This is a genomic window from Bacillus sp. 204(2023), from assembly GCF_037027505.1.
Lineage (GTDB): Bacteria > Bacillota > Bacilli > Bacillales > Bacillaceae > Bacillus > Bacillus subtilis.
This window is the reverse complement of sequence record NZ_JAXCHE010000006.1, coordinates 22,154-47,322: the sequence shown is the minus strand read 5'-3', so window position 1 is coordinate 47,322 and position 25,169 is coordinate 22,154. Positions and strand designations below refer to the sequence as shown.

The window sequence follows — 25,169 nt, the reverse complement described above, 5'->3', positions numbered from 1 at the left end:
AAAACGAGGACAGATATGAAGCTCGCTCCGCCCTCTTTGGCAAGGCCGTTTGCCGGAGTCAGGCCAACTCGCTCCCAGACTCCGATAATATTCACTAATTCTAACAACACGTTGATAAGCGGTCAAGACCATCTTCTTTTAATTAAATTTTCCCATAACTCTCTGGAATCATTCCAAAGCGCTGAAGAATCTTCATTTCTGTAAAGCGCCCTTTCATAGCTTAATGTCAGCTTTGACATGTCTTCTATGTCGTATTTTTCATCGATTCGTTTTGCATAATCACGCAGCGTTTCACTGCCTCGTTTCGGCAGCCCTTTTCTCTTCAGTTGTTTCAGAAGCGCGTCATATGCCTCAAAAAACGCGTGCTGATCGCTGCGCCGCTTCAATTTCCTCACGGTGAAAACAGGAATCCATAACGAGCGGAAAACATACAGCAATACAGCTGCCACCAGGAGGACTGCAAGAACCGCAAGCGCTGCATACAAGCCCGCACCTGCATTGGTATGTGAAGCGGACGGCTTTTTAGAAACAGCTGGCTCCCGCTTTTCCTTTTGTTTTTCCTCTTTTTGCGGCTGTTTTTTCTCTTCTTTCTGTTTCTCTTTTGCTTTCTTCGGCGAGCTGCTGTTATCGCTGCCGGAGTTCTTTGTGTCAGAAGAAGTAAATTGAGCCGGATTTGTAAACCCTTTAGTCGGCTCAAATGTAACCCAGCCCTGTTCCGGGAAATACACCTCTACCCAGGAATGGGCGTTGTTATTTGTCACTTCGTAAATGCTGCCATTTTTGTTCCCTGCTTCTTTGTATTCGCCGGACGTATAACCCTTTACCCAGCGGGCCGGAATGCCGGCCGAGCGCAAGAGCACCACCATGGCGGAAGAAAAGTTATCACAATAACCCATTTTCGTTTCAAAGAGAAATTGATCGACATAATCTTCATCATTCTTAGGAATGGTCACGTTTTCTGTTTCATAGGTGAACGCATTTGACCCTAAATAGTCCTCAACCGCTTTCACCTTATCAAACATATTGTCGTGATCCTGAGTCAGTTTGATCGCAAGGGTTCTCACCCGCTCTGGCAGTGAATCTGGAAGCTGCATGTAGCGATCGCTGAATGTGTACTCCTCACTGTTTTTTCTCACTTTTACCTTTCTCAGTTCATCCAGCTTATAGACCGGGGAATTGTACGTTACAGTATAATTCCCCATATTTCTGATTTCACCGGCTTGTTCACTGATCGGAGAAATTTGCTCCGTGTTGCCGTTCATTTCAAGTGAGACAGCCTGCTTTGGCTGAATGGTTTCCGCACCAATCGGATACATCAAATGGTTATACCCGTAGTGCTTATCGACTTTCACACGGACGGTGCGGCGCTCTGTCGCAACCTTATGGTCAAACCACAGATTTTCAACTTTTCCATTGCTAAGCTGATACGACATGCCTGTGTCTGTTTCAATCCAGCCTTTTCCGGTATACGTGTCCTTCGTTTCCACACGGAAATACGTACGCTCTTTTCCCTGCCATGTAAAAACAGGTGTAGCATCCTGCTGGAACGGGCCGCCGAGTGATTCATCATGATTCCCGTATCCGATTTTGCTTTCCCCTGCAGACACGCGGTCTTGATGAGTGATTTTTTTAAGAAAAGGCACCGGATCAGGCCAGGCCGGCTCTGATTTTGGAGCGGCGAGTCCGAATCCCGTTGCAGCCAAAACCAATACAGATAAAGGAAGAAACCATTTCAGGACAGATGTTTTTGGCAGTGTGATTCTTTCCATCAGCTTAATGCGTTCCAAGTATAAAAGGCCCAACATAAAGAAGCCGATCAGCACGATACGGATAACGGCAAAAGTGGCATCATATGGCGTAAAGGTATCAAGAATCGTAATATACGCTACTGTCATCAAAAAGAAAAACAAAATTCTTCTCTGGTAAATCACCCAATAATGCAGGAGATAGACCAGCAGCCACAGCAGCACAAAAAACAGCAGGGTCCGAAATGAAGGAATCATGTCATTCCATTGCCCAGATTGAATCAGCGTGATATTCAGATAGACATCCTGCAAAAAAGAGCTGACCCAGCTCAAGTCGAATATAGATCCTTGATAAAACAGGATGTGTATCGAGATCAATGTAAATATGACACAAAAAGGAACGGTGACAAACCACCTCATCCTGAAAAAAGTCAGCAGAAACGTCAAACCGATAAAGACACTAAAAAAGCCTGTATGTTTCGTTTCAGTAAAACTGTCAAGCGGCCTGAGCCACTCCCACAGCAATAAAAAAGCCAGAAAATAAAATAACAGCAAGCTCAAACGGCTTCCCTTGTGATCATCGTGCGGCATGTGAACCAGTCACCTCTCTTTCTAAACAACACGCGAAACTCGCCCGCCCCTCATGACCCGAACTCTGATTTGGCGTTTCATCATGCGTTCAATCATGACATTTTCAGCTTGAGAGAGCTCAGCATCTTTCTCTTTTGCCAGTATCACCGTAACCCGGCCGCCTCCTATATCTGCGAGGTGCAGCATATCTTCCGTTAACTGTCCCGTGACAACAACTTGATCAGCTTGGCGAACAGATGGCTTTCCCAGCTCTTCCCGTGCATATCGGCTTATCGGGTCTGCCGCATCACAATGAGCGATGGCTAAATGCCGAAGCATGTGCTTAAAATGCTGATCCCCTTCCTGAATAGGGAAAATGTTTTTTTCCTTTCCGATGGAAGCCAAGCCAGCGCCCGCGCCGTTTTTTAAAACAGAATGAAGAATCGAAGCTGTCACTGAAACGACCTCTTCGAATGCGTCTGAGGAAAAACGGTCCATCAGCAGAAACAGATTTTTGCTGCGAGAAGGCTCAAATTCCTTCGTCATCAGCTGGCTCCGCCGTGCAGATGTCTTCCAATCTAACGCAGCAAACCGGTCTCCCGGCTGATAATTCCGCACACTTGCTGCGACTGAGGAATGGTGCTGATGAATAGGAGAAGAACTGCTTACACCGTCTTCTTGATGCCTCTCATTCACCTGATAGGAAAAACGCTGAAAGAATGGATAAACAAACAGGGTATCATCCAGCTCAAAAAATGCTGTTTTTTCAATCAAGCCAAGAACATCCCCGGTTCGCACCCTGACAGAATGAAAGTGATGCTCTCCGCGCGGTACCCGAGCTAATTCATACGACATCGTCATGCTCCGTTTAAACCAAGGAAAAACGAGCCGTTTGGCCGCGGCTCCGTCTCGATTTAATGACTCGATACCTTCTGGCAGGCAATCTTCAATCACCATATACATCAGGGGAAATGGCAGCTTTCTTCTCAGCGTAACCGTTACGCCCAGCCTGTCCCCCGCATGCAATTGTGTTCTATCCATTTGCCTTGAAGCCTGAAAAGAACGGAGCGGATACAAGGCCAGCAGCCCGGCATACAAGACAAAAGGGAGAAACGCGTAAAACAAAAACCAGCTGACAAAGCCGCCCTGAAACATCGCATAAGAAAAAACAGCAGCCGTCAATAAAGTTAATATAATCAGCTTCCAACCATATACGAGCCATTGCCATTTCTTATTCATCAGCGGACCGACGACCTTTGAACCGGCACCTTCACAGCTGACATGATCTCCCTTACGATCGCTTCTGCCTGAATCCCTTCAAATTTTGCCTCAGGATGAAGCATCATCCGGTGCGGCAGCGTGAAAGGAGCTAAATATTGAATATCATCCGGGATGACATAGTCGCGATGATGCAGCAGCGCGTATGCCTGTGCCGCTTTCATAAGGGCGATTGAGCCGCGCGGACTGACGCCTAATTGGACAGAAGGATGCTGTCTCGTTTTCTGCACGATTTCAACAATATATTCCTTAATGCTGTCATCAGCACGGACATTTTGCACTTCCCTCTGTAAACAGATGAAGTCTTCTTTTGCAATAACCGGCTCAAGCGTCTCAATCGGATGGCTTTTTTCCTGAAGAGATAAGACGTCAAGCTCTTCATTAAAGGACGGATAACCCATCCGAAGTTTGAATAAAAACCGGTCAAGCTGGGCTTCCGGCAAAGGATAGGTTCCTTCATATTCGACCGGGTTTTGCGTTGCCATCACAAAAAACGGATCGGCAAGCTGCATCGTATGGCCATCTACCGTGACGCTCCCCTCTTCCATCGCTTCGAGCAAAGCCGACTGTGTCTTCGGAGAGGTACGGTTGATTTCATCTGCCAGTACGATATTTCCCATAATCGGGCCGGGACGATATTCAAATTCCATCGTTTTCGCATTATAGATAGATACCCCTGTTACATCAGATGGCAGCAAATCCGGAGTGAATTGGATTCTTTTGAAATCAGCGCCGATTGACTTTGCCAGCGCGCGGACCATCATCGTTTTTCCGACTCCGGGTACATCCTCAAGCAACACATGTCCTTTGGCAAGAAGGGCTGCTAAGCTGAGTATGGCGATGTCTCGTTTTCCAACCATTACTCTATTAATATGTTCAACTGCTTTCCCCAGCAAAGGATGCAGGTCTTCTTGATATGCCATTCTTTTCCTCCTAGTCATCTACAAAATTCATCATAATGTAACCTAACTTTACCACAAAAAGCAATCTGTATAAAAAAACGATTCTAGCAAATTGTTTCCAATAAAGCTGGCCAAAACACACAAAAAAGCTTCCTGTGGCAGGAAGCTCAATTATTTGTGTTCTAAAGGCTCCATATGAACATGCGAATAATCAATCGCATGCTCCTCCTTCATTCTCCGCTCAATTTCATTGGCTATATCGTGGCTTTCCGTAATATTTAAATCTGCCGATACCTCAACCACCACATCAACATGAACCGTACTGCCCAAGTATCTTGCTTTTATGTCTTTTAAACGGCTCACACCGGAGATTTTTTCGATTGTCTGTTTATAAGCGGAAATGTCCTTTATGTCGAATCCATCTGTCAAAGAGTGAGATGACTCTTTAAAGATATCCCATGCGGTCTTGCAAATAAGCAGACCGATCACAAACGCAGTGACCGTATCAATCCAAGCAAGATGGAATTGAGCAGCCACAATGCCGATAAATGTGCCGATACTGACGAATGCGTCTGATTTATTATCAGCAGCCGCAGCAAGGAGCGCCTGGCTATTCACCTTTTTGGCCAGCCTTTTATTGTACCGATAAACGATCAGCATCAGGACTGCCCCGCCCACTGCCGTCCAGGCCGCAATCATATCCGGCGTCTCTTGTTTAGCAGAAAAAATAGATTCTCCGGCGCTGAACAGCACTTGCAGTCCGACAACCATCATAATAAACGATGCGATAAGCGATGCAATCGTTTCCGCTCGAAAGTGGCCGTATGGATGATCTTCGTCAGGAGGCTTTTGAGAGATGCGCAGGCCAATCAGCACAGCAACAGAAGCAATAATGTCAGTTGTGTTATTTAACCCGTCTGCCGTAAGTGCTTCCGAGTGAAAAAGATAACCGATGATCAGTTTAATTGCGGAAAGAACAAGATACGCGGCAATGCTGACCAGCGCTCCGGATTCTCCCTTTTTCAGTTCATCATATCTCTCCATACAAAACCTCCTCCCCGCTCACATTTTCCTATTATTATCTTACAAAGCTGATCCGCAGTGGGTCTACAGAAACATGATTCACCCGCCACAGAAAAATAGTGACGATGGAACACTTTTTCTCTCATCCAATTTATTTGCTCCGCCAAAAAGCCCATCAGATCCAATGACACCAGCGCTTCTCGCATTCTATCGAATTGTAAATAGTACACAAAATCATATAGCGAATAAAAAACGAAACATTTTTTCCACACATTCGCTGAAAACGCAAACAAAATACTGCAAATTTGAAATAAAACGTTATATTTTCTCACACGAATTTTCGACAAACTGTATATTTATGATAAAGTTTCAATTATCATAATATTCAGTAATGATTCCATTTTAAAAGGAGGTAACTTATGAACCAGTCTCAATCAGGATTAAAAAAGGAATTAAAGACCCGCCATATGACAATGATTTCGATTGCCGGTGTAATCGGAGCCGGCCTATTTGTAGGCAGCGGTTCAGTGATTCACTCGACCGGTCCGGGTGCTGTTGTTTCTTACGCGTTAGCCGGATTATTGGTGATTTTTATTATGAGAATGCTCGGTGAGATGTCTGCCGTAAACCCGACGAGCGGATCGTTTTCTCAATACGCTCACGACGCCATCGGACCGTGGGCAGGATTTACAATCGGCTGGCTGTACTGGTTTTTCTGGGTGATCGTCATCGCGATCGAAGCCATTGCCGGTGCTGGCATTATTCAATACTGGTTCCATGATATTCCGCTGTGGCTGACAAGTTTGATCTTGACCATTGTGCTCACCCTGACAAACGTCTACTCCGTTAAGTCTTTCGGTGAGTTTGAATATTGGTTCTCCCTCATTAAAGTTGTGACTATCATTGCTTTTCTAATCGTTGGTTTTGCCTTTATTTTTGGCTTTGCACCGGGCAGTGAGCCAGTCGGTTTTTCGAATCTTACAGGCAAAGGCGGATTTTTCCCGGAGGGCATCAGCTCCGTATTGCTCGGCATTGTCGTTGTCATCTTCTCTTTTATGGGAACTGAAATCGTTGCCATTGCAGCAGGGGAAACATCCAATCCGATCGAATCTGTGACAAAAGCCACCAGATCCGTTGTATGGCGCATCATCGTCTTTTACGTGGGCTCAATCGCCATTGTCGTAGCGCTGTTGCCATGGAATTCAGCAAATATTTTAGAAAGCCCTTTCGTCGCTGTACTTGAGCATATAGGAGTGCCGGCAGCCGCACAGATCATGAACTTTATCGTCCTCACAGCTGTACTCTCTTGCCTGAATTCAGGTTTGTACACCACATCCAGAATGCTGTATTCACTTGCAGAAAGAAACGAAGCGCCGCGCCGTTTTATGAAATTGAGCAAAAAAGGCGTTCCCGTACAAGCCATTGTGGCCGGGACATTTTTCTCTTATATCGCGGTCGTAATGAACTATTTTTCACCGGATACCGTCTTTTTATTCTTAGTCAACTCATCAGGCGCAATCGCTTTACTCGTCTATCTTGTCATCGCAGTTTCCCAGCTGAAAATGCGGAAAAAACTCGAAAAAACAAACCCAGAAGCATTGAAGATCAAAATGTGGCTCTTCCCTTTCCTAACCTACTTGACCATCCTCGCCATTTGCGGAATTTTAGTGTCCATGGCGTTTATTGATTCCATGAGAGACGAGCTGCTGCTGACAGGCGTCATCACGGGAATCGTTCTGATTTCTTACCTTGTGTTCAGAAAACGCAAGGTGAGCGAGAAAGCAGCTGCCAACCCAGTTACACAGCAGCAGCCCGATATCCTGCCTTAATGCTGATCAAATCCTAAACGGCCTGCCGTTTAGGATTTTGTTATTTACTTCTTCGGGCGGTCTGCAGCACGAAGATTTTTTGTAACCATCACGTCCTTATTGTCATTAACTATAGTACCAATTTGGAAAATTTAGATAAGGACAGATGAAAATGACACTTGAAAAATTTGTGGATGCTCTCCCAATCCCAGATACACTAAAGCCAGTACAGCAATCAAAAGAAAAAACATACTACGAAGTGACCATGGAGGAATGCACCCATCAGCTCCATCGCGATCTCCCTCCAACCCGCCTGTGGGGCTACAACGGCTTATTTCCGGGGCCGACCATTGAGGTTAAAAGAAATGAAAACGTATATGTAAAATGGATGAATAACCTTCCTTCCACGCATTTCCTTCCGATTGATCACACTATTCATCACAGTGACAGCCAGCATGAAGAGCCCGAGGTAAAGACTGTTGTTCATTTACACGGCGGCGTCACGCCAGATGATAGTGACGGGTATCCGGAGGCTTGGTTTTCCAAAGACTTTGAACAAACAGGACCTTATTTCAAAAGAGAGGTTTATCATTATCCGAACCAACAGCGCGGGGCTATATTATGGTATCACGATCACGCCATGGCGCTCACCAGGCTAAATGTCTATGCCGGACTTGTCGGTGCTTATATCATTCATGACCCAAAGGAAAAACGCTTAAAACTGCCTTCTGACGAATACGATGTGCCGCTTCTTATCACAGACCGCACGATCAATGAGGACGGTTCTTTGTTTTATCCGAGCGCACCGGAAAACCCTTCTCCGTCACTGCCTAATCCTTCAATCGTTCCGGCTTTTTGCGGAGAAACCATACTCGTCAACGGGAAGGTATGGCCATACTTGGAGGTCGAGCCAAGGAAATACCGATTCCGTGTCATCAACGCCTCCAATACAAGAACCTATAACCTGTCACTCGATAATGGCGGAGAGTTTATTCAGGTTGGTTCAGATGGAGGGCTCCTGCCGCGATCTGTTAAACTGAATTCTTTCAGCCTTGCGCCTGCTGAACGTTATGATATCATCATTGACTTCACAGCATATGAAGGAGAATCGATCATTTTGGCAAACAGCGCGGGCTGCGGCGGTGACGTCAATCCTGAAACAGATGCGAATATCATGCAATTCAGAGTCACAAAACCATTGGCACAAAAAGACGAAAGCAGAAAGCCGAAGTACCTCGCCTCATACCCTTCGGTACAGCATGAAAGAATACAAAACATCAGAACGTTAAAACTGGCAGGCACCCAGGACGAATACGGCAGACCCGTCCTTCTGCTTAATAACAAACGCTGGCACGATCCCGTCACAGAAGCACCAAAAGTCGGCACAACTGAAATATGGTCCATTATCAACCCGACGCGCGGAACACATCCGATCCACCTGCATCTAGTCTCCTTCCGTGTATTAGACCGGCGGCCGTTTGATATCGCCCGTTATCAAGAAAGCGGGGAATTGTCCTATACCGGTCCGGCTGTCCCGCCGCCGCCAAGTGAAAAGGGCTGGAAAGACACCATTCAAGCGCATGCAGGTGAAGTCCTGAGAATCGCAGCGACATTCGGTCCGTACAGCGGACGATACGTATGGCATTGCCATATTCTAGAGCATGAAGACTATGACATGATGAGACCGATGGATATAACAGATCCCTATAAATAACCCGACAAACTTGCCTCTAGCAGGCAAGTTTTTTCTTTATGAAACCTTCGGCCCTATTTATCGTATTACGTAAAAACAGCAAAAAGGAGCTGCTTTTTATGCTGACACACGACCTACATGAAAAAATAAAGCAATACATTTCCATTTATGCTGAATTAAAATCAAAATTAAAATGGAAAGTTTCACACGATCAGATATTAATGCTCATTTCTTCTGCATATATTGTGAATAAAAGAGAGTTTGATTTTCAGCGCTTTTATGATTTGAGCAGCGATATCAAATCAAACATCGGCAGCTTCTCAACACTCAATTCACACCACCGCTTTACTGTTGCATCTATTCTGGACATTCATTTTCAGCATAAGGCAAAACAAACATTTCATACTTTTATCGATGTATACAATGAAATGGTGAAGCTAGGGTATAAGCGGGATATGTTCACATACCTTTCCGCTCTGATCTTGCTCACCGGCAAATCTGAAACGACAAACCAAAAAGAACAGATGAACATGGGGCTAGCAGTTTATCAGCAGATGAAGAAAAATCATTATTTCCTCACTTCAACTCAGAATGTTCCGCTTGCCGTACTGCTTGGAGAAAACGGAAAAGGTTTGCAGGCGCTACAGAAGGCGGAAACATGCTATCAGCTGCTGGCAGCCAACGGCTTTAAAAAAGGACAGTACTTACATCAGGTCAGCCATATTCTGGCCTTGCAAAGTGAAAAAGAGCCCGAAATGCTGGTTTCCGCTTGCAAACAGATATATCAATCAATCACTGAATCTGTCAAAAAACCAAAGGATTATCATTATCCAGACCTTGCTCTCCTCACATTTCTGGAAGAGCCAGATATCAAAACCGTTTTGTGCATCACTGACGAATTAAACCAGGAAAAAGCTTTTAAATGGCAAAAGGAAATGAATTTTAAAATTGCTGTCAGCCTCTATCTCAGTGAGCATATGGAGAAAAATCTGCTGATGGAATCAGGACTATACACCGCTATTGAAACAGCCATTCAAGCGCAGCAGGCAGCCGTGACAGCTGCCATCATCAGCTCAACAGCAGCCAGCCATATTCATGATGGAAACTAAAGGAGGAGAAACATGCCATACATCATATTAGAAGATCACACACGCCTTTACTATGAAACACACGGGAGCGGGACGCCGATCCTGTTTATACATGGGGTGCTGATGAGCGGACAATTTTTCCACAAACAATTTTCGGCTCTTTCTGCCAATTATCAATGTATTCGTCTTGATCTTAGAGGACACGGCGAATCTGACAAAGTGCTTCATGGGCACACCATTTCCCAATATGCCCGTGACATAAGGGAATTTCTAAATGCAATGGAGCTTGACCATGTCGTTCTTGCCGGCTGGTCAATGGGCGCTTTTGTCGTATGGGATTATCTCAATCAGTTTGGGAATGATAATAACATTCAAGCCGCTGTGATCATCGATCAATCCGCTTCCGACTATCAATGGGAGGGCTGGGAACACGGTCCATTTGATTTTGACGGCTTAAAAACAGCGATGCACGCCATTCAAACTGACCCGCTGCCTTTCTACGGAAGCTTCATCCAGAATATGTTCGCAGAACCGCCTGCCGAGACCGAAACAGAATGGATGCTGGCAGAAATCCTCAAACAGCCGGCTGCCATTTCTAGCACGATTTTATTTAACCAAACGGCCGCTGATTACCGGGGCACCCTCCAAAACATCAATGTGCCGACATTGTTGTGCTTCGGGGAAGACAAGAAATTTTTCTCTACAGCAGCTGGAGAACACTTGCGCAGCAATATTCCAAACGCGACACTCGTTACCTTTTCTAAAAGCAGCCATTGCCCGTTTTTAGAAGAGCCAGATGCTTTTAACAGCACACTCCTCTCCTTTTTAGATGGGGTTATTGGAAAGTCATAAAGAAAAAGGAATTAGGAGATTAGGGAAAAGTATGAGACAATAAGAAATGTGCAGTAAAATACATGAGGGAAGAAGTGACTTTATGTCTTACTATAACAAACGAAATCAAGAACCGCTGCCAAAAGAAGATGTGAGTACTTGGGAATGCACAAAAGAAGACTGTAATGGCTGGACCCGAAAAAACTTCGCCAGCAGTGATACGCCATTGTGCCCTTTGTGCGGAAGTAAAATGGTCGACGGCATCCGTTCATTAGTGAATCTCCAAAACAACAGCCAAACGAAAACAAGCTAGTTCTTCCCTATAACAAATGCAGTCTCCTGCAAGCAAACAAACCCCGAACGGAGACAAAATTCTATATTTCAGAATAAAAGCCTCTTATTGCAAGAGGCCAAATACGAAGAAAGAAGCCCAAAACTGTAAACGTTTAGGGCTTTTTTGTCTGTTTTAATGGTATAATATGGTTATAAGAGGAGGGATAACGTGATCTCAAACCAGCAGCAAAAAGACTTGAAAAAAAGAGCTGCGTTCAAAAAGCTGAATGTTGCAATGAACTCATATGTTGAACTTCTGTTTTTGTCGGTACCTCTGATTCATATCTTTAAATGGCTCGGATCATTAGCCCTGCACCTCATCCATTAAAAAAGCCACTCAGCTCATGCCGAGTGGTTTTTATTAGTTAATCACAGAAAAGCTGTTGATGATGCCGTTCGGATTTTCCCATACTTTTTTGAAGGTCTTATTTTCAAGGCTATAGGAATAAATCGTCCGCACCTTAGCTTCACGACCTGTTTCGTCCTTCAGCTTTTTAGCCCCCTTGGCTTCGGCAAGAAAATAAATGTTCTTCCCATCCTTAGAAAACTGAGGCTGTGCGTCAATTAACAGCTTAAATGATTTTTGATTTGAGATGATGCTTTCATATTTTTTCGTATCCGCATTGAGCATTTGAATAGAAGCGGTTTGCTCCGTTCCTTTCTGCGTATATGATGTGAATAAAATACGTTTATCATCATCAGAAACAGCAATATCGCTGATAAATTGGTTCAGGCTTTTCAGCTCATTAAATTTATTTTGGCGGCCTTCCGCAAAATGAATCGTTGTCGGTTCGGGGTCGATCCCCTTTTCGTTTGCTTCATCAGTTTTCTTGTAGTCTTCTTCTACAGAATAATGAAGCAATGCAAATGAATCGTTTTTTTGGTTATAAAAGAAGCTGCTGACGGTGTCATCTTGATCATTAGCGGCAGGATAAAGATTTTTGTACTTTTTCGTTTTTAGATCAAAAGCGGCGATCCGAAAATTGCTTTCGTCCGCTTTTCCTAAGCGGAAATAGATGGTTGAACGGTCCTTTGATAAAAACAAACTGTCCGCACTCTCCGCGCCTTTATAAAGCACCGTCTTTTTATTAGACTTTAGATCCAGTTTAAAAAGCCTCATTTCATTCTGTTCATTATTGCCCGTATAATAGAGCACCTGCTGTTTTTGATCCAAGGCAAATGCCGGATAGCTGGTCAGCTTCTCCTCATGGATCACCTTGTCATTTTCATAATACTTTGTCAGCAGATCCGTATCTGTAATTGAAACCAGCAGCTCATCACCGCTTTCGGTATTGACTGAAACATCAGCAGCCTTCTCATGGCCTTTATCCTTTGTAACATAAAACGCAACCCCCGCGGCAGCTGCCGCTATTATCACTGCTAACAATAATATGATTCTTTTTTTCATCTTTTATCTCCACCAATAGAAAAAGCAAGAATGTGACTTCTTGCTTTCCAGATTATATATGTACATTAATAGCTGTAATGCCCCGCTACCTTACCTTTGCTTAATGGGTATCCAAGCGCTTTAAACGCTTTAGGGCTTACATCCAGCACCGCATTAGGCATTCTGCCAACATCATTTTTATAAACCGTAATCACCTTTTTAGGCTTCGCTTTTGCATAAGCTCTGATTTTTGTCCCGTTTCTAGGAACATCAAATCCGATTTTGGTCGCACAATCCCAATGTCCAAGTTTCTTACCTGAAGAGCCTTTTTTCCCGACTCCATTATACCAAGTAATATTTCCGTTCACATGTTTCGCACTGGCATCTGATGAAAAACTAAAAGCTCCCAAAGTACTTCCTACTAAGATAAAAGCGGCTAAAATGACTTTCTTCAACATTTCGTCCCCCTGTTTGTTAACATCTAGGAAGATTATACACGATCAACCAGCTATTTTTTATTTCAATATCCTTACAGTAATGTTACAAAGTCAAAAAGTTACCTCTGCTAAATTAAACCATGGAAGATTATCCTATTATAATAGCGGTATTAGCGTTATAATTATTGATAGAGTAGTTGTCGCATTCAATATGAACGAACCATTACCGTATTGTTCAAACCAAATTCATAGCTATGTAAACGATTGATACTCTCATATAAAGAAAAAAGAGTGTGCGAGACCCTTTTTTCTTCAAAGTTTCTTTTTTCAAAAAAACGTAGATTATATTATATAAAAATTTCATTTCTTTTTTGGTTTTAAAAATGGCGATTTTGTGAACAGTTCATATTGACCGGTGCGGAATTACTCACATCAAAAGTTATAGGAGTGGTAATCCATGAAGGCAGCAAGATGGCATAACCAAAAGGATATCCGTATTGAACATATCGAAGAGCCAAAAACGGAGCCGGGAAAAGTAAAGATCAAAGTCAAATGGTGCGGCATCTGCGGAAGTGATTTACACGAATATCTGGGCGGCCCGATCTTTATTCCGGTTGACAAACCGCACCCATTAACAAATGAAACGGCACCTGTCACAATGGGGCATGAATTCTCCGGTGAAGTTGTCGAAGTCGGAGAAGGCGTTGAAAATTATAAAGTTGGAGACCGCGTCGTAGTCGAGCCGATTTTTGCTACACACGGCCACCAAGGCGCCTACAACCTTGATGAACAAATGGGATTCCTCGGCTTAGCCGGCGGAGGCGGCGGTTTCTCTGAATACGTCTCTGTAGATGAAGAGCTTTTGTTCAAACTTCCTGATGAATTATCATATGAACAAGGCGCGCTCGTTGAACCTTCTGCAGTTGCTCTATACGCTGTCCGCTCAAGCAAACTCAAAGCAGGCGACAAAGCGGCTGTATTCGGCTGCGGCCCGATCGGACTTCTTGTCATTGAAGCGCTGAAGGCTGCCGGTGCAACTGATATTTACGCTGTTGAGCTTTCTCCTGAACGCCAGCAAAAAGCTGAGGAGCTTGGCGCGATCATCGTTGATCCGTCTAAAACAGACGATGTAGTCGCTGAGATTGCAGAACGTACAGGAGGCGGAGTTGACGTAGCATTTGAAGTCACTGGTGTCCCAGTGGTGTTGCGACAAGCCATCCAGTCCACTACAATTGCCGGTGAAACAGTCATCGTCAGCATTTGGGAAAAAGGTGCTGAAATTCATCCGAACGATATCGTCATCAAGGAACGTACAGTAAAAGGAATTATCGGATACCGCGACATCTTCCCGGCTGTATTGTCATTAATGAAAGAAGGCTATTTCTCAGCCGACAAACTTGTAACGAAAAAAATCGTGCTAGATGATTTGATTGAGGAAGGCTTCGGGGCTCTTATTAAAGAGAAAAGCCAAGTCAAAATCCTTGTCAGACCTAACTAATCAGCATAAAAAAGAATCCGCGCTCGTATGCGGATTCTTTTTTTATTTTATCCAATCACTTCAGCGCCAGAATCTGTCTTGGCCCCGCCGTGATCATAAGCACGGAAGTTTTCCTCCAGCTGCTCAAGCGAAAGTCCTTTCGTTTCCGGTAAAAACTTCTTCACAAACAGGACAGAGCAAATGCCTAATCCAACGAAGATAAAGAACGTTGTGGACAGCCCGATGGCGGCCAGCAATATCGGGAAAGTGAAACTGACTGCAAAATTCACCATCCACAGACAGAATACCGTGACACCCATTCCCAGTCCGCGAAGGCGAAGCGGGAAAATTTCAGATAGCATCAGCCAAGTCACTGGTGAAATGGCGCCCTGCTGAAAAGCAAGAAATGTGACCGTTAATGAAAGGACTACATATGGAAGTGCCGGTGATCCTTCAAGTACAAGTGAGAATATCCCGATTAGCAATAATGCTGTTGTCGTACCGATCAAGCCCGTCATCAGCATCGGCCGGCGCCCCACTCTTCCCAGCAGCCAGATTCCGACGAATGTTGCCAATACTGAAATTACGCCATTCGCAATGTTTCCGATTAAAGCGGCTTCCGTTTGGAAACCAGAGTTTCTTAGAATTTCAGTCCCATAATACATAATCGAATTAACACCTGTAATTTGCTGTACAATCGCAATCCCTAATCCAATAAATACAATACGGCGCACCCATGGGACTGAAAGATCTTTAAACGTCGCTTTTTCAAGCTGATCTTCTTTTTTGAAAGCGAATTCAATTTCTTGCAGCTCAGCTGCTGCCCGCTTTTCATCCCTGATTTTTTTCAATACACGCAAAGCATCTTCTTTTCTTCCTTTAGAAACAAGCCAGCGGGGACTCTCGGGCATTCTGATCATGCCGAAAAACAGGAACACGGCTGGAAGTGACGCAATGACCAGCATAAACCTCCACACATGGGAGTTGTCTCCCATTGTTGTTCCAAGGATCGCATTAAAAACAAAGGCCAAAAGCTGTCCTGATACAATCATCAATTCGTTCTGCGTCACCATCCGTCCCCTGCTTTCCACAGGAGACATCTCTGCTAAATAGGCAGGCACCGTTACGGATGCACCCCCGACCGCAATACCAAGCACAAAACGGGAAATAATCATGACCGTAACATTTGGTGCAAACGTACACCCGATCGTTGAAATAAAAAATATAACAGCGAGGAACAAAATATTTTTGCGGCGGCCGTTAAAATCAGACATCCTGCCGCCAAACACAGCACCTAGCGCGGCTCCAAAAAGAAGTGAACTGGTGACAAGGCCCTCTGTGAAGGCATTGAGATTAAGCTGATCCGGCTCTCCCATATACGGCAAAGCTCCATTGAGCACACCGGTATCATAGCCAAAAAGAAGCCCGCCAAAAGTGGAGACTAAAATAATTGTACGTAAAAATGACATTTGATTGCCTTGTTTATTCATACTGTTTCCCCCAGTCTTTTTCAAAATGCGTATGTCAAAAACTTATTCCAGGGCTGCTGCCTTCCTCACATTTCGTAAGCAGGCTTCAGAAATAGTTGTTCATGTTTTTATCCAATAACCTCATAACCTTCCCTTCTTCTTAGCATGTCAGTCCCAATGGAAGCGATTTCATTTCTCACTAAAAGAACAATGGTCATTTCTTTGTGCATAGCCTTGTTTATTTGGTATTTATTAGTCACTTAATAGTTCAATTGTAGTGATGTTATAGTGACATTTTTGTTATATCTGATATTATCATAATTATAAAAACGCTTTCAGTCAATATAAATTTCTGAAAATTTTTTACTCTATAAAAGAAAAATCACCAATTCAAGGGGAAAATGAACGTTTTTCTTCATGAAAATGTGTGAATCAAGTCAAAAATCCTGTGATTTTCTGTTCATACCGATAAATGAGTAAGTGTTGGGTAACTCCACCTATTTTTCTCTGTAAAATCAAACATTCGCTCAATTGTTTCAGACTCAGGATAAAAGGAAATAGAGAAGAAAATAAAAGAAGGCTGACTTAAGGGAGGCAACCAAAATGAATGAGGGTTATATCATTGCAGGCCTTTTATTATTGACAGCGGGGATGATTGATTTTTTATGGACCACGTTATGGTTAGAGAGCGGTGCAGGCCCGATCACAAGATGCCTGTCTGCCTGGCTTTGGAAGGGCTGCCGCAGAATCAGCGGTGACCACGCAAAGGTTCTAAGTATGGCTGGTCCTCTGCTGTTATGCCTGACATTAGTGATATGGATCAGTCTGTTTTGGGGCGGGTGGGTTTTAATTTACTCGAGTGACCCTCACTCACTTATGGAAACTCAATCAAAAGAACCGGCTTCCTGGTCAGACCGAATTTATTTTTCCGGCTATGTCATGTTTACATTAGGAAATGGCGACCTCGCTCCGAACGGAGGCCCATGGAAGCTTGTCACGATTATTGAAACAGCTCAAGGACTGCTTACCATCACGTTTTCTGTCACGTATTTGATTTCCGTCTTGAGTGCGGTTAATCAAAAACGCTCCTTTGCCCAAAGTGTATTAAGTCTAGGGCATGACGGAACAGAAATCGTCCATAATGCATGGAATGGCAAAGACTTTCACGACATTGATTTTCTTCTTGTCGCCGCCTCATCAGAGCTGGGAAAGCTGACCGCTCAGCATAACGCCTTCCCCATCCTTCATTTTTACCACAGCACGCAGCATCAGGAATCATCCATTATAGCTGTTGCTGTATTGGATGAGGCTCTAACCATTTTCAAATACGGAATTCCTGAACAATATCAGCCGAATCAGCTTCATATCAAAGAAGCGCGCTCAAGTATCAAAAACTATCTGGATACCGTTCATACTGCCTATATCCATCCTGCAGAACAAGCGCCGCCGGAACCAGACATCTCAAAGCTTCAACAATCAGGCATACCGGCTTTATCAAAGCAAACATTTCAAATTGCCGTCAATTCAATAAAGGAACGTCGTCAATTGCTGCTGGGAATTGTCCAAGCGGGGGCTCGAAAATGGCCAGTTCAGGAGCAAGCAATAGGTAACGCTTATTCTCCTAAATAAAAAAGTCCCGAGTGCTGATCACTCCGGACTTTTCACTGTATGAGTCTTACACAAGCTTCTGGCCGCAATTCGGACAAAAATTGGCTTCGCCCGTTTTTGTTCCGCAGTTTGGACAGAAATTCGGTTTGCTTCCGCTGCCAGTTGACTGTGGGCCTGATGACTGTGCCTGCTGATTTTGATTCATTTGGTTCATCATCTGATTGGCCATATTCATCCCCATCATCATTCCAGCCATATCCGAAGCCGCTCCGCCTCCGCTCATCTTTCCGGATGCCATTCCATCCGTCATTGATATTTGCTGGTATCTGTTCACATCCCCAACCATACCGTAGGAAGCGTTCTTTGTAATCATATCTTGAACCTCTTGAGGATAATTAAAGCTCATGATTTGAAAACCAGTGACCGTCATCCCGTCGCTTATTAATTGCATATCTAAGTCCTCTTGAATTCCCTTGGCAATATCAAAAGCGTTTGCTTGAAGATTAAACATATCTTTCCCTTCTCTTGTGATCCACTTCATGAGAAGCTGATCCAGAATAGAAATGATACGGGTTTTAATATCCTCTACAAAATATTGATCTTTCACGCCAGCGATTTTATCAATCAGGCTGATATAGTCCTGCACCTTGAAATTAAATGTGCCGTTTGCGCGAATGGGCATCCCGCCTGGCATTCCCGCTGCCGGAATATTTATCGCCTGTTTTGTTCCCCATCTTACGGTAAATTCCTTCGTATTGACAAACAGCACCTCAGCTCGCATGCCGCTGTTAAAGCCAAACTTAAAGCCCTTTAACGTTGAAAGGAATGGAATAATTTCTGATTCAATATCATAATCGCCATCATCTTGAAAGACTCCTTCAACCCGCCCATTGTTCAAAAAGACAGCATCCTGTCCGGGACGAATGATTAAACGGCTCCCTTTTTTGATTTCACGATTGTTCCATTTATAAAAAATCATATCATCTCTAAATTCTTCCCACTCTACTACATTCGCTAATTGATTTCTGAAAAACGACATTACGCCTCTCCCTTTCTCTATTTCTTACATTTAAAAACTGCCCCGGCTCCCACTGTATGACGTGCCGCCTTTCGTAACACCGCCATCGCTGCCGCTGTCTTTATCTGATGGTTTTCTTTCTCTTGTTACAGTCGTTCTAATATAAGTGTCGTATTGATCAATCACATCAGACGTACGCTGATCCATATATGTATTTCCATTAACCGTTACTTTGCCGCCTGCATGATAAAGCATGATTGAAACCGCAATTCCCCCGACTGCAATGGCAGCAATCAGCTGAAACCACCATGTAAAGAATATGTTGTCGGGGTTTACTCCCGGTTTTATGCCCATATCTTTATAGGAAAGCTGAATATATGTCTCAAAAGCTTCAAAATAATTTTCATTGGATAAATCAGATGAAATCGTATTTCTGATGCTATTGAGCCTGCTGTTGTCCAAATACTGTTCGGCTTTTTTGAAGCCTGCGATAAACACTTCTCTGTTTGTCATATCAATGGTCAGAATGGCTGTACTGCCTTTTCCGTAACGATCATAAAAATCGCCGGTATAGTCTGCAATATCTTCACCGTTTGTGCTTTTGGTCGTAATAATGATGAAATCAGTGTCCCTCTTTGCACCCAGCTCTGCCGAGAGAGATTCAAGTTTTCCGATCTCCGCTTTTGACAATAGATGAGCGCGATCGTACACATGCTGCTGCGATTCAGAGGCTCTTGCCGCTTCGATACCCAGTAAAGGCATCATGATGAAAACAGCCAACACAACAAAGATCGCTTTCCCAAAAAATCCACGCATCAAAATCCGCCTCCCATCATCAATGAGACGAGCTTCAACGCAAGAAATGTCCCGCCTGCTATTCCGCTAAACCATGCCGCCACTTTTCCTCGACTGATCGGCGGCTTTCCGACAACCTTTCCTGTTTGCCCGTTCATCGCAAAGATATGCTCCGCTCTTTCATAATCGTAACTGACCATCCAAACAGGAAGCAAAACGTAAAAGCTGTTCACGTTTTTCGTGTGAATATGTTTTTCCCTCACATTGACTGACGTATATCCGGAAAAAGTAGAATGGATGTATGAATCTATATAACTGCTGATTTTCTCTTTTGCCCTCGGAAAAAGCTCCTCATCGGTATAATTGTACTTTTCCGCAATATAACCGGCCAAATATGCCGTTTGAAAGTCCTTCAGCTCTTCGTATGAATAAGGCTCCAATTTGTCCATTAATTCGTCTTTCATTTTTTCAGAGGCATCGACAGGGATTTTCAAATAATCGAGATTGATATCACGAAACGCTTCAAAGTGCTCTGTTTCCGTGCAAATATAATCCCCTTCTTCATACCGGTGGACCCTGGTACAGTTTGCTCTCACCTGTACTTCACTATTTAAATCAAACATCCAAAACGGAATATACATGCCGGTGATGCTTTTAATGCGATCGGCAGACATGAAACCTCTTGGTGTCAGAAGGCCTTTTTTGCACCACTTTCGAAATGCCTGCTCGGCTTCTTGCTTGCTGATTGTAAATGGGATGACTTTCGCCGGTGCCAAATGTCCCGATAAACGATCGGCAAGTATTGCAGCACCTCCGCAGAAGCTGCACGTCGTTGCTGTCGTTTCAGCTTCCGTGATCAAAACGGCGCCGCAGTTTTCACATTGATATTCTTTTGCTTCATCATCAGAAAACCGTGCCGCAATGTTTTCTTTCGGAAGGCTTTCAATATTGTCCTGTCTTCCGCAGCTGCTGCAGGATAACGAGCCGGTTTCACTGTCAAATGCCATATCACTGCCGCAGTTCGGACACTTATAAGATATTATCATTACCGTTCCCTCTCACATCTTATGATAAAATGGCGCCGCAGCCGAGAGCTGCGGCCTCCTATGTATTACTTATCGAGCATCATTTTCGCTTTTAACGCCGCAAGTTCATCATCAACCTGGCTTGAACCGCCAGTGTCATACTTTGCAGTCAGATCAGCCATATCATCCTGCGGAGCGCTGTTCAGTTCAGCCATTGCATTGGCCTGATCAAGTGCCTTATTTACTTTGTCCTCCATTCGGCCGAATGCAGACATTGATTGGCTTGTACTTGAAACAGAAGCGCCCAGTTTGTTCATTCTTTCTTGCGTTTTCGCTACTGCCCACTTCGCCTTGATCATATTTTTACGTGCTTCCAGCTCTCCAATGTCAGATACCAATTTGTCATGCATCTTTCTCATCTGTGCGGCATTGGTTGCAGCAATTTGATTCGCCGCCTGCAGCTCAGAAAGCTTTGACTCCAAAGATGTTTTTCTTTCAAGAAATTTTCTCGCATCGCTCTCATTCCCGGCTTGCAGCGCCTTCATTGCATAGCTTTCCATCTTTTCCATATCCGCCTGGCATTCGTGATATTCTCTTTTTGCTCTCTGCTCCTCGGCCATAACAGCTGCTGTTTCTGCCTTAACCTTAGCCAAATCGCTATTCATATTTCTTAAATATTGATCTACCATTTTCTCCGGATTTTCAGCCTTGTCCAATAAAGCATTGATATTCGCAGACATAATATCTTTAAATCTTCCAATGATACTCATTATATCGTTCCTCCTAAAGCTAATTCGGTAACCCTTGTTACATATACTATTTATTATCGTTAAAAGTTTCACTTTTTTAATAAAAAATGACATTTCAAACAAAAAATACACAACTTTTTACCCGAACAAAAATGTAAGCAATAAAAAAAGATGCCTCCAAAAGTCCAAAGACTTTCAAGAAACATCTTCAATGTTTACAAAGAAACTTCAATCTCATCCAAGCTCGGCAGTGCATCAATTGCTCCAATTTTAGTGCACACAAGAGCTCCGACCTTATTGGCAAACGACACAATCTCACGCAGTTTCACAAAATCAGCATCTACAGATTGAATCTGATCCGTGTTTGCCAATTGATATAAAGCCGCACCGACAAAAGCATCTCCCGCCCCTGTTGAGTCAATTGATGTCACCGGAATGCTTGGAATGATTTCACGGTCTTTTCCATTGGAAAGAAGCGTTCCGCTTTTCCCAAGTGTCACAGCGACAATGTTGGCTCCGATCTCATGAAGGATCGCAACTCCCTTTTCATGATCCTTCACACCGCTGATAATCTCAAGCTCCTCGTCACTGACTTTCACAAAATCACTTACAGCGATCGCTTTTTTCGCAACACTTACAAACTCTGAGACTCTTCCCCTCCATAAATCTTCACGGTAGTTAGGGTCAAACGAAATAAACTGTCCATTGTCTTTCGCAATCGACATCAGCCGTAAATAGGCTGAGCAAAACGGATCCGATAACAGTGCCGTCGCAGAGCCGAAATGAAGGATTTTTGCTCCGTTTAGTTTTTCCTGGTCAATATCCTCCAGCGTAAAAAAAGCGTCCGCGCCTCTATTAAAAACAAAGTCACGCTCTCCATTTTGTTTTAATGAAACAAAAGCAAGCGTTGTAGGCGCTTTTTCATCCATCACCAGCATAGAGGTATCGACATGTACAGCGTCCAATGTTTGCTTCAGAAAATACCCAAACGGATCCTTTCCTACTTTTCCGCTGAAAGCGGCGTCTCCGCCCAGCTTAGCAATTGCTGCCGACACATTCGCCGGTGCCCCGCCGGCACTTTTCAGGAATTGGCGCCCTACCATTAAATCAACGTCAACATCGGTACAAAAGAAATCAATCAACAATTCCCCAATACAAACTACAGAATGACTACGCATATTATCACACTCATTTATAAAGTCTAGATTACAGTCTCAGTATATTACTTTCTGCCATAAATACAATATTGAATATTACCAATTTTACATATATTTATCTCGCAGACCTTTGCTCCAGCTCAGAGATGATGTGTTTATATCTTTTTTCCGTTAAAGGATAGAAGGCGATAAGAATAATAGAAAGCAAAATGAAAAATCCCGGAATCAAAGCATTCATGTTTTTAATCGCATTCAATGACGCAACTGTCTGGTCTGTATTCGCCACATACCCGGCGATTCCTAAATAAATGGCCGAAAATGACCCGGCTAACGCAACACCCAGCTTATTAATAAAGCTCATGCTCGAAATCACCACACCATCCGCGCGAATTCCGGTTTTCCATTCCGCATAATCGACACAATCCGCAACCATTCCCCAAGCAAGCGTATTTAAAGGCGTTGTGAAAAATCCCGAAGCGAAAAGCCAAATGAAAATGAGTGGAATTGAAGAATACGGCGTAAAATGCAGGCCGGCATAAGAAATAAGCGATAGAGCTGCCGTGATGATCATGACTTGTTTTCTGCCCCACTTCTCAGAAAAGAAAGGAATAAACAAATTGCTGATCAGCGCTGCTCCGAAAAATAAAACGGTGCCCATAAATACGAACTCTTTATGGTTGACGTTATACGTAAAATAATACACCATCGTGCTGAGCTTAATATTAAACCCGATCGCAAAAGCCAAAAATGATGAAATTAACATAAGCAAGGGTTTGTTTCGGAATAAAACGGATAACGTCTTTTTGATCCCTTGTTTTTTTCTCTTTTTAGGCTGAATCCGCTCCCGCACAGTAAAGAAACTGAATAGATTCAAAACGATGCTGACCGCCGCATAGATAAGCGCAGTCATTTGAAATCCAAACGCCTGATTCTCTCCTCCGATAGCAGTTGCAAGCGGTGTCGCACAGGAAATGGATAAAAGAATGCCGATATACACCAAAATCATCCGGGTTGTGGTCAGAACCGTTCGTTCCTCCACAGAATTCGTCATCCGCCCCGTTAAGCTGTTCACCGGGATCGTTTGCATACTAAAGGACATCCCAAGCAGAATATAAGTGACATACGCATAGACCATATTTCCGGTCTCACCGAAATGAGGCGTCGTGAAACATAAGAATGTGAATAGCGCAAAAGGAAATGCCACCCACAGCAAATATGGTCTTGCTTTTCCCCACCTTGTATTCGTTTTATCTAAAATCAATCCCATGATCGGGTCAAAAATAGCATCCAGCACACGCACAACAAGAAACAAAGTTGCGATCACCGCAGGCTGAATGCCGCCGACGTCTGTATAAAAAAATAATAAGTATGCGTTTACAAACTGAAAGATAATATTATACGACATATCGCCGAATCCATAACCGATTCGTTCAAACCAGGACAGTCCGGTACTGGATTTTGACTGATGCTTCACTTTCATTGCCGTTACTTTTTCTGTTTCAATCATCATTTCCCACCCCAAGAATCCGTTTTCATTTCCAGTAAATAAGAGGGAGAATACGAAGATCCTCCCTGTTCACTCAGCGATTTGGATACACCATCACTTTTAAACATTCATTCTTAAATTGAAGCGCCCGTTCCATCGCCTCTTGTGTCTGCTCCAGCGAATATTGGTCCGTTACTAGATGCTTCGTGTCCACAATGCCTGAAGCGAGAAATTCGATTCCCTTTGGATACGTATTGGCATAACGGAAGATCCCGTAAATATCAATCTCATTATCCGCAATAAACGGCACGTTGAGCGGAATCTCGTTCTGTGAAGGCAAACCGACAATCGCCAATTTTCCGCCCCGGCGCACAGAAGCCAGTGCGGATTGCAATGCCGCTGGATTCCCTGCTGTTTCCCAAGCAACATCAACGCCTTTATCATTCGTGATCGTTTTAATCTCTTCAAGTGCATCCTGTTCACGTATATTAATAATATGAGTCGCTCCCATTTTTTTCGCAGCTTCTAACCGCAGCGGCTCTAAGTCGGTGACAATGATTGTACCTGCCCCAAATGCTTTAGCTGCGGCAACAGCCATTAACCCAACAGGGCCCATCCCCATAATCGCAATCGTTGATCCGGGCTGTAGCTTCGTTCTGGCCGCCGCATGGATGCCAACAGAAAACGGCTCGATCAAAGCAGCATCTTCATAAGAAAGTGAGTCTGGGATTAAAAAAACAAAGTCCTGACGCATTTTAATATATTGGACAAACGCGCCGTCTACCGGCGGTGTAGCCAAAAACTGTACATCCGGGCAAAGATTATAGCGCCCTTCTTTGCACGCTTCACAGCGTCCGCACGTAACACCCGGCTCTACAGCGACGCGGTCTCCCACCTTGAATTGATCGACAGATGATCCGACAGCGGCAATTTCACCCGCACATTCATGCCCAAGGATAAATGGTTTTTCCACAACATAGTTGCCTATTCGGCCATTTGTATAGTAATGCAGATCAGATCCGCAAATTCCGACAGCCATCACCTTAATCAACACTTCATCATGATTGATATCAGGCACAGGCAATGTTTCAATTTTGATCTCTCTTGTGTTGTGCATAACAGCCGCTTTCATGTTTTGAGGTACTGTGTGAGTCATTTGGCAAGTTCCTTTCTTTAGAAAATAAAATGTAAGTGCATACATTTTTGTTTTCTCTGTTACTGCCCCCATTTTATCTGCTTTTCAACACGTTCAACAGCCTTTTCTGCTGTATAAAAGGACAGCGGCACTGT

At 43.8% G+C, this 25,169-nt stretch carries 23 protein-coding genes; 9 read left to right on the top strand and 14 right to left on the bottom strand.

Going from position 1 to position 25,169, the window contains the following annotated elements; all coding sequences use genetic code 11:
- Positions 1-122: 122 nt before the first annotated feature.
- The 4 genes from WA279_RS13220 to mneS form a co-directional block, all read right to left on the bottom strand.
- On the bottom strand, positions 123-2,336 hold the full coding sequence (locus WA279_RS13220; RefSeq protein ID WP_336155584.1) for a DUF4129 domain-containing transglutaminase family protein: 2,214 nt from the start codon (positions 2,334-2,336) through the stop codon (positions 123-125).
- A 21-nt stretch (positions 2,337-2,357) separates the two neighbouring features.
- Positions 2,358-3,554: a DUF58 domain-containing protein gene (locus WA279_RS13215; RefSeq protein ID WP_336155582.1), complete on the bottom strand. Its 1,197-nt coding sequence runs from the start codon at positions 3,552-3,554 to the stop codon at positions 2,358-2,360.
- Positions 3,554-4,516: an AAA family ATPase gene (locus tag WA279_RS13210; RefSeq protein ID WP_003233978.1), complete on the bottom strand. Its 963-nt coding sequence runs from the start codon at positions 4,514-4,516 to the stop codon at positions 3,554-3,556. The genes WA279_RS13215 and WA279_RS13210 overlap by 1 nt, the downstream gene beginning before the upstream one ends.
- A gap of 150 nt (positions 4,517-4,666) precedes the next feature.
- The gene (gene mneS / locus WA279_RS13205; protein ID WP_336155580.1) at positions 4,667-5,539 is read right to left on the bottom strand and encodes a manganese transporter MneS; all 873 of its coding nucleotides are present in this window, start codon (positions 5,537-5,539) and stop codon (positions 4,667-4,669) included.
- Between the two features lie 73 nt (positions 5,540-5,612).
- Between mneS and WA279_RS13200 the strand changes: the two genes are divergently transcribed.
- The 7 genes from WA279_RS13200 (at position 5,613) to WA279_RS13170 (ending at position 11,599) form a co-directional block, all read left to right on the top strand.
- Complete coding sequence (locus WA279_RS13200) at positions 5,613-5,900, top strand: hypothetical protein (RefSeq protein ID WP_336155578.1); 288 nt, start codon at positions 5,613-5,615, stop codon at positions 5,898-5,900.
- A gap of 37 nt (positions 5,901-5,937) precedes the next feature.
- Positions 5,938-7,347 (top strand): GABA permease, encoded by a 1,410-nt coding sequence (gabP, locus tag WA279_RS13195; RefSeq protein ID WP_014479049.1) that lies wholly within the window; start codon positions 5,938-5,940, stop codon positions 7,345-7,347.
- A gap of 151 nt (positions 7,348-7,498) precedes the next feature.
- Positions 7,499-9,040, top strand: coding sequence for an outer spore coat copper-dependent laccase CotA (gene cotA / locus WA279_RS13190; RefSeq protein WP_163189627.1), 1,542 nt, complete (start codon positions 7,499-7,501; stop codon positions 9,038-9,040).
- 98 nt (positions 9,041-9,138) lie between these two features.
- Positions 9,139-10,128: a DUF4003 domain-containing protein gene (locus WA279_RS13185; RefSeq protein WP_336155575.1), complete on the top strand. Its 990-nt coding sequence runs from the start codon at positions 9,139-9,141 to the stop codon at positions 10,126-10,128.
- A 12-nt stretch (positions 10,129-10,140) separates the two neighbouring features.
- A complete protein-coding gene (locus WA279_RS13180) occupies positions 10,141-10,959 on the top strand; it encodes an alpha/beta fold hydrolase (protein ID WP_336155573.1) in 819 nt (272 codons plus the stop codon).
- 82 nt (positions 10,960-11,041) lie between these two features.
- Positions 11,042-11,251 (top strand): cold-shock protein, encoded by a 210-nt coding sequence (locus tag WA279_RS13175; RefSeq protein WP_003234008.1) that lies wholly within the window; start codon positions 11,042-11,044, stop codon positions 11,249-11,251.
- A gap of 189 nt (positions 11,252-11,440) precedes the next feature.
- Complete coding sequence (locus WA279_RS13170) at positions 11,441-11,599, top strand: hypothetical protein (RefSeq protein WP_003243985.1); 159 nt, start codon at positions 11,441-11,443, stop codon at positions 11,597-11,599.
- A 33-nt stretch (positions 11,600-11,632) separates the two neighbouring features.
- Here WA279_RS13170 and WA279_RS13165 read toward each other — a convergent pair whose 3' ends face one another.
- Both WA279_RS13165 and walM read right to left on the bottom strand, forming a co-directional pair.
- The gene (locus WA279_RS13165; protein WP_336155571.1) at positions 11,633-12,679 is read right to left on the bottom strand and encodes a hypothetical protein; all 1,047 of its coding nucleotides are present in this window, start codon (positions 12,677-12,679) and stop codon (positions 11,633-11,635) included.
- Between the two features lie 65 nt (positions 12,680-12,744).
- Positions 12,745-13,116 (bottom strand): cell wall metabolism protein WalM, encoded by a 372-nt coding sequence (gene walM / locus WA279_RS13160; protein ID WP_003234013.1) that lies wholly within the window; start codon positions 13,114-13,116, stop codon positions 12,745-12,747.
- Positions 13,117-13,552: 436 nt separating this feature from the next.
- On the opposite strand from walM, the gene bdhA reads away from it, so the two are divergent.
- Positions 13,553-14,593 carry a (R,R)-butanediol dehydrogenase gene (gene bdhA / locus WA279_RS13155; RefSeq protein WP_003234015.1) on the top strand — a complete coding sequence of 347 codons (1,041 nt, stop codon included), beginning with the start codon at positions 13,553-13,555 and terminating at the stop codon, positions 14,591-14,593.
- A gap of 47 nt (positions 14,594-14,640) precedes the next feature.
- On the opposite strand, the gene iolT is transcribed toward bdhA, so the two are convergent.
- Positions 14,641-16,062 carry a myo-inositol transporter IolT gene (gene iolT, locus WA279_RS13150; protein ID WP_251188001.1) on the bottom strand — a complete coding sequence of 474 codons (1,422 nt, stop codon included), beginning with the start codon at positions 16,060-16,062 and terminating at the stop codon, positions 14,641-14,643.
- A gap of 582 nt (positions 16,063-16,644) precedes the next feature.
- On the opposite strand from iolT, the gene WA279_RS13145 reads away from it, so the two are divergent.
- The gene (locus WA279_RS13145; protein WP_336155568.1) at positions 16,645-17,670 is read left to right on the top strand and encodes a potassium channel family protein; all 1,026 of its coding nucleotides are present in this window, start codon (positions 16,645-16,647) and stop codon (positions 17,668-17,670) included.
- 46 nt (positions 17,671-17,716) lie between these two features.
- Here WA279_RS13145 and WA279_RS13140 read toward each other — a convergent pair whose 3' ends face one another.
- From WA279_RS13140 to gutB, 7 genes are all read right to left on the bottom strand, one after another.
- Positions 17,717-18,688: an SPFH domain-containing protein gene (locus WA279_RS13140; protein WP_003234032.1), complete on the bottom strand. Its 972-nt coding sequence runs from the start codon at positions 18,686-18,688 to the stop codon at positions 17,717-17,719.
- 30 nt (positions 18,689-18,718) lie between these two features.
- Positions 18,719-19,483, bottom strand: coding sequence for a TPM domain-containing protein (locus WA279_RS13135; protein ID WP_029317393.1), 765 nt, complete (start codon positions 19,481-19,483; stop codon positions 18,719-18,721).
- Complete coding sequence (locus WA279_RS13130) at positions 19,483-20,508, bottom strand: TFIIB-type zinc ribbon-containing protein (protein ID WP_032726741.1); 1,026 nt, start codon at positions 20,506-20,508, stop codon at positions 19,483-19,485. The genes WA279_RS13135 and WA279_RS13130 overlap by 1 nt, the downstream gene beginning before the upstream one ends.
- Positions 20,509-20,573: 65 nt before the next feature.
- Entirely contained in the window at positions 20,574-21,257 is a 684-nt protein-coding gene (locus tag WA279_RS13125) for a PspA/IM30 family protein (protein ID WP_072173431.1), read from the bottom strand.
- A 194-nt stretch (positions 21,258-21,451) separates the two neighbouring features.
- Positions 21,452-22,414, bottom strand: coding sequence for a carbohydrate kinase family protein (locus WA279_RS13120; RefSeq protein ID WP_336155566.1), 963 nt, complete (start codon positions 22,412-22,414; stop codon positions 21,452-21,454).
- A gap of 94 nt (positions 22,415-22,508) precedes the next feature.
- Positions 22,509-23,900 (bottom strand): MFS transporter, encoded by a 1,392-nt coding sequence (locus tag WA279_RS13115; protein WP_336155565.1) that lies wholly within the window; start codon positions 23,898-23,900, stop codon positions 22,509-22,511.
- Between the two features lie 73 nt (positions 23,901-23,973).
- Positions 23,974-25,035, bottom strand: coding sequence for a sorbitol dehydrogenase (gene gutB / locus WA279_RS13110; RefSeq protein ID WP_336155563.1), 1,062 nt, complete (start codon positions 25,033-25,035; stop codon positions 23,974-23,976).
- Positions 25,036-25,169 lie beyond the last annotated feature (134 nt).